Source organism: Okeania sp. SIO2F4 (assembly GCF_010672385.1).
Lineage (GTDB): Bacteria > Cyanobacteriota > Cyanobacteriia > Cyanobacteriales > Microcoleaceae > Trichodesmium.
The window spans coordinates 1-1609 of sequence record NZ_JAAHGT010001366.1; the positions used below are offsets into that span (position 1 = coordinate 1).

The window sequence follows — 1609 nt, forward strand, 5'->3', positions numbered from 1 at the left end:
TAAAAAGCGAAGTTTTTGTCTATTTCTTACTCCCTATTTTGACAAAAAAAATTTTTCCTTTTAACCAATCCTATCTGTAATTTAAGAAGAGGTAATTAATTAGCTGTCAGCTAAAAATCCAAGGGTTTAAGTCCTCCACTATATTTTAAAAATTAGTGGTGCGCTTTTTTGGGGGTTTGTAGACGCGGAGATGCTTCTCTTGAGTTATCCCCCATTATACACCTTGATAAGCTGATAGCCCAGTTCTGAGTGCTACTTCAATAATTATTAATTGTTAATTATTAATTATTAATTATTAAACGTAACTATCTATGCATGAATTTGGTATAACTCTCTCGAAATAAAGCAAGGAGAGAGTATCAAATTTATAGTTTAATCTATGGAGTGGCTGATTTATTTGTATTCAATTCTTGTTGGGAATATGCACCCGCTTTTAAGTTAGCTTTATGTTGTGTTTCTGCTGCTACTTCTGCCTTTGCTTCTGCTACAATATCTCCAAAAACTTCTACTGTTTCTGCCAGAGCGCCTTTAGTTTTTTCCAATAAAGAAACTCCTGTTTTAATAGTTGCCTTAGCCACAGGTTTCAACAAAGGTAAAAGAATTGGAGTTAAAACAACCGCCCCCACACCCATTGCAATTGGAACTCGATGCTCAATCAAAGTTTGTTTAACTTGTTGCGGTAAGTTTTGAGTTGTTTGTTCCCAAGTTTGATTAACTGGAACAGGTAAATTTTTATTAGCCAATTCTAGTGAATTTTGATTCATTTGTGCCATCATTTTATGCTTTCCTGATTTTGTATAATATCTAATTATAACAATAAATTTTATCAAAACAAATTAATTTTTAATTAAATAATACTAAATCCGCTTGTCGGAGTAGTACTTTAACTTCCTCTTGAATTATTCCTTTTGCCTCTTGTCTTTTGCATGAGTGCTTCCCTCAGCAATAACCTTTATAACTCAATACAGTTCAGTTAAGGATTTTTTGAAGAAGAAGGAAGAAGGAAAGTAGATGAGTCCACAGATCAATACAGTTCAGTTAAGGATTTTTTTTGGCAGTTGGGGTAATCTCAAAAACTCATCTAATGATTCCATACCTTATGAGTTTTGGTCTTATATGTTTGCGCAGCATTCCGCAGGAAACCTTATTGCCTTATAACTCAACCGGATTTGGTATAAGTTCTGATACCAATTAGCATAAACTTTGCTATACTTGGATTTTCTATTGCTAAATATTATTTGTTGGAGTGAATCTTCGGTATTGAGTAATTACTGTAAGGAGTCAGGAGAGGAGTTGTTTTAAATTCAACCTTTCCCTTAAGAGTAGGAGGAAAACTCCCATAACTTATTCCGTTAAACATCAAAATTGAGATGCTTTTAATTTTAAGTACGGGATTAAGAATACAAGCTAAAATCATCCTATAAATTCAATATTAATCAATATTAAACTTGGAGTATTCAAGGCAAATAAAGCTACAATTATAGATAAAATTTTCATCACTAACTATTAAACAAGTTAACATCTGAGTCAATAATTATTTTGGCGTAATTTCACTAGCAAAGACTTGACATTTTTGACAAAGGAATGTAATGTAATATTAACTTTTTCA

The 1609-nt window shown here is 32.1% G+C and carries 1 protein-coding gene; it reads right to left on the reverse strand.

The window, feature by feature from the left end; translation table 11 throughout:
* Window positions 1-377: 377 nt before the first annotated feature.
* Complete coding sequence (locus tag F6K22_RS40450) at window positions 378-776, reverse strand: DUF5132 domain-containing protein (protein ID WP_293110757.1); 399 nt, start codon at window positions 774-776, stop codon at window positions 378-380.
* Between the last annotated feature and the right edge of the window lie 833 nt (window positions 777-1609).

Excerpts from the sequence above, each read along its gene's own strand:
- F6K22_RS40450 (WP_293110757.1), bottom strand. The coding sequence starts at position 776 with ATGATGGCACAAATGAATCAAAATTCACTAGAATTGGCTAATAAAAAT.